This is a genomic window from Bacteroidota bacterium (assembly GCA_013696965.1).
Classification (GTDB): domain Bacteria; phylum Bacteroidota; class Bacteroidia; order JACCXN01; family JACCXN01; genus JACCXN01.
Genome location: JACCXN010000015.1, coordinates 1 through 3,560, shown reverse-complemented (window position 1 = coordinate 3,560; position 3,560 = coordinate 1). Strand labels below are relative to the sequence as shown.

Here is a 3,560-nt window from a genome sequence, read left to right as displayed (position 1 = left end):
CGACAAATATCCTTTTAAACTTCAAAGGGGGTACCCCCTTTGAAGTTTAAAAGCTGTGCACTCTTGTTTCCATTTTCTGTGTATTCTTATTTACCAAAAGTTGTGTATTGCTATTTACCGATTACATCACTATTCATTGGCGTCACACTGCAATTCACAACTAATCGTAGTCATTTAGATAAGTGGGAAAGGCCATCAGTTAACATTGGCTATATCGCCAGTGCGGGTCTATGTAACTCTACTGTAAAGCCTTTGATTTCTATTTTCTTTCTGCTCTGTAATATATGGTTCGGTACTGTAATCCGCACCAGCGTATAGCCAAATACCGTTAACTGTAAGCGTTGCGCACCGCTGCGACTGACGAGACTCTTAGCCTTTTTCATTTAGCATCTTTTGTGCAACTTTCAACACCTCAAGCAGGCCATCACTTCGTGCTTAAATATTCTTTTCCCCCACCCACAAATTAAAATTGCCATCGCTAAAATAGCACTTTTGCTTTTGCCCCATTAGCACAAGAGTCAACACACATGGCAAAAGCAAAAGAGCTATTTCACCAGCCCAAGTTCCTGCTTTTTAATTAGAAATAAATCCAAAAATAAGTAGTAAGTTTGTTTTAATATATGTTATATGGCATTTAATGAATCTAATACTATGCGACTAACTCTAATCATAACATTCATTTTTATGTTTCTCTTTTCTATATATTCTTGCCGAAAAGAGAAGGACACAACTGCCACTATAAAAATAATTAATAAAACAGGATTTATCGTTGACACATTAGAAGTCTTTAGTTCTGTAGGGAATCCATATAGTTATAAGTATTACAATCTAAATAATGATGAAGAAACGATGGAAGAAACGATCCTTAATCCAGATTACTTAGTTTATTTTATGCTAAATTATGATAATAAATCTTTTTTGTCAATTTGTAATCCATTAGGATTAATTGATGCAAGAGCAAAATTAAAAAGTGGTAAATATCTTTTTTATTTAATACCTCCTGACTCATTAAATAATAACAATTCAGTCGCATTTACATATAGGTCAAAATAAAATCACAGACTCAGATAAAACTAAGGGCTCAGCCAGTTCACAGTCGTAAGCAAATTCACAATTCACACCAATCCATCCCTCAAACCAAAAATTGTAAATCAGCTTCCGCCTCTCCCAAATAAGAATTTTAATTTTCCTCCCCCCACAAAAGAATATTTAAACACGCAGCCGCACAGAAAACCTGTCACTATTCATTGACGTTACACTGCAATTCGCAAGTAATCGTGACTTTCTAAGAAGGTGAGAAACGCCAACAGTTAACATTGCATATCCTCAAGTGGCGGTCTAGGTGCTCTATTGCAAAGCCTGGAATTTCTATTAACTTTGCTGCTCGCGGTTTTTGGTTCGGTGCAATAATCGCCACCTGCGTATATGCAAATAACGTTAGCTGTAAGCATTGCGCACCGGTGGGACAGACGGGACAGTCAGCCTTTTTCATTGAGCAACTTTTGTGCAATTTTCAACACTTGAAGCAGGCCATCGCTTCGTGCTTCACTTTTTTTATCCCCGCGCAAAAAAACAAACTTGCCAACCCAAAAAAATTGCACATTTTATTTTTTCCAAATCACAAAAATCAACCCACAGAAAAATAAAAAGAGCAATTTTGCCAACCCAAATTCCTGCTTTCTTTGTTACGAATTTTTTGAATATATTTCTAAGAGCATGAAAATAGGCTGTGGTATAAACTCCTTAGCAGAGGGCCATATTTATTGAAATACTAATATTATTTATAATTCTATTGAAATTTTCACTTTTCCACCAAGACCTTTTTCGACAATGTCGTAAAGGGTTTTTAATGTCAAGTTGCTTCCATTATTTTCAATTCTTGAGATGAAAGTTCTTTTCTTATCAACAAGATCTGCAAGTTGTTCTTGTGTTAAGTGTTTTTCCTCGCGTGCTTTTCTTAAAAGTAATCCTATTTTGAAACTTTCAAATTCGCGCTCAAGTTCATCACGTCTATCGGTTCCTTTTTTTCCATAGACAGAATCTTTTATTTTTTTCCAGCTTTTAGTTTCCATAGTCGATTATTTATTTTCGTAATACTCTTTCATTAATAATAACGCTTTTTTAATTTCATTTGTTGGTGTTTTTTGTGTCTTTTTGGTAAAACCATTTAAAAGTACAACCAGTTTTCCTTTATCAAAAAAGCAAAAAACTCGCCAAATATTATTGCCAAGTTGAATTCTGGCCTCATAAAGACCATTTGTTCCTTCCATCGCCTTGAGGTAATTAGAAGGAACTCGTTCTAAGGTTTCTATTGCTTCAATTACCTTGAAGATTTTATCTTGAACTTTTGTTGGTTGTTTTTTAAGGAAGTCTTCAAAATAGTGCTTATACGCTATAACTTCTCTAATTATTTCCATTGAACAAAGGTAACTTAAAAGTTACAATTTTGCAAATATTTATTAGGTCTAATGAGAATATTTGAAACTGTTGTAATTCTAAGACGGGCTTGTAAGACCGTCTCACAGCCAAAGCATATTCACAATTCACTCAAGCTCCCCTCAAAACCCAAAATTGCAAATAAGCTTCGGCTCTCCCAAAAGAAGAAGAAGTTTATTTTTTTTCCCCTCTTTAAAAAAAGTGAAACACGCAACCGCGCTCTGCACCTGTCACTGTTTAGAAACGTTCTGCAATTCGAAAGTAATGCAAACTTTCTAGACAAGTGGGTAATGCCAACGGCTAACACTGCATACCCTCAAGTGGGGTGCTTGGTGCATTTTGAAAAGTCATTGCTTTCTATTACTTTTCGTGCCGGGGGACAGAAACGCTGCAAACCAGCCCCACCTGCGGGTATGCAGGAAACGTTATCATCAACTTTCTGGCCTCGATATGATATTGTTTTTTCTGCTTTGGTTTGAATATTCAGCCATTGCTAATCTGACAACTAATATTACTGTCATAGTATCGCAAAGTTTAAGTAGCTGTTCAAAATCTTCAACAAGAAAACATTTACCGTATTTTACCGATAATCTATTTAATATTTCTATCCTCGCCTCCATACTACTTATAAATTGGTTTCCATATTAATGGATATTTTAAAAATTGACCAGAGGTAAATGGTTCAAAATAACCTACTTTTTTACGGCAATTAGGATATTCTATTAGTAGAATAAATCCTAAAATTTTATTGTTTGTTTCCATAATTCTTATTTTAGTTTTAAAGTTAATTGACAGAAGAAAAGCTAATGATAACAAGGCATATATTCAAGTGTCAGGCTTGGTGCAAGGTGAAACTCCTATGCTTTCTATTGCACCTGTGTAAAGTGTAATAGACAATGCTTTCAAGTGCCACCTAAATATATGCCCAATCCGTTAACTAAAAGCATAGCGCACCGCTGCAATTTGACTAGACAGTCAGCCTTTTTCAATGAGCACCTTTTCTGCAATTTTCAACGTTCAGGGCAGCCCTTCGCTTCGTACTTTGTTTTTTTTCCTCCCCGCAAAATATTAAAATTGCCAACGCAAAAAATGCCACATTTTATTTTTGCAAGCCCACAAAAAAA

3 protein-coding genes are annotated in these 3,560 nt (G+C 35.2%); 1 reads left to right on the top strand and 2 read right to left on the bottom strand.

What is annotated here, in order from left to right:
* Nucleotides 1-627 precede the first annotated feature (627 nt).
* Entirely contained in the window at nt 628-1,053 is a 426-nt protein-coding gene (locus tag H0V01_02890; protein ID MBA2582316.1) for a hypothetical protein, read from the top strand.
* Nucleotides 1,054-1,781: 728 nt separating this feature from the next.
* Here the strand turns inward: H0V01_02890 and H0V01_02885 are convergent.
* Both H0V01_02885 and H0V01_02880 read right to left on the bottom strand, forming a co-directional pair.
* Nucleotides 1,782-2,072 carry a helix-turn-helix transcriptional regulator gene (locus tag H0V01_02885; protein ID MBA2582315.1) on the bottom strand — a complete coding sequence of 97 codons (291 nt, stop codon included), beginning with the start codon at nt 2,070-2,072 and terminating at the stop codon, nt 1,782-1,784.
* Between the two features lie 6 nt (nt 2,073-2,078).
* Nucleotides 2,079-2,417, bottom strand: coding sequence for a type II toxin-antitoxin system RelE/ParE family toxin (locus H0V01_02880; GenBank protein ID MBA2582314.1), 339 nt, complete (start codon nt 2,415-2,417; stop codon nt 2,079-2,081).
* Nucleotides 2,418-3,560 lie beyond the last annotated feature (1,143 nt).

Excerpts from the sequence above, each read along its gene's own strand:
- H0V01_02890 (MBA2582316.1), top strand. The coding sequence starts at position 628 with ATGGCATTTAATGAATCTAATACTATGCGACTAACTCTAATCATAACA.
- H0V01_02885 (MBA2582315.1), bottom strand. The coding sequence starts at position 2,072 with ATGGAAACTAAAAGCTGGAAAAAAATAAAAGATTCTGTCTATGGAAAA.
- H0V01_02880 (MBA2582314.1), bottom strand. The coding sequence starts at position 2,417 with ATGGAAATAATTAGAGAAGTTATAGCGTATAAGCACTATTTTGAAGAC.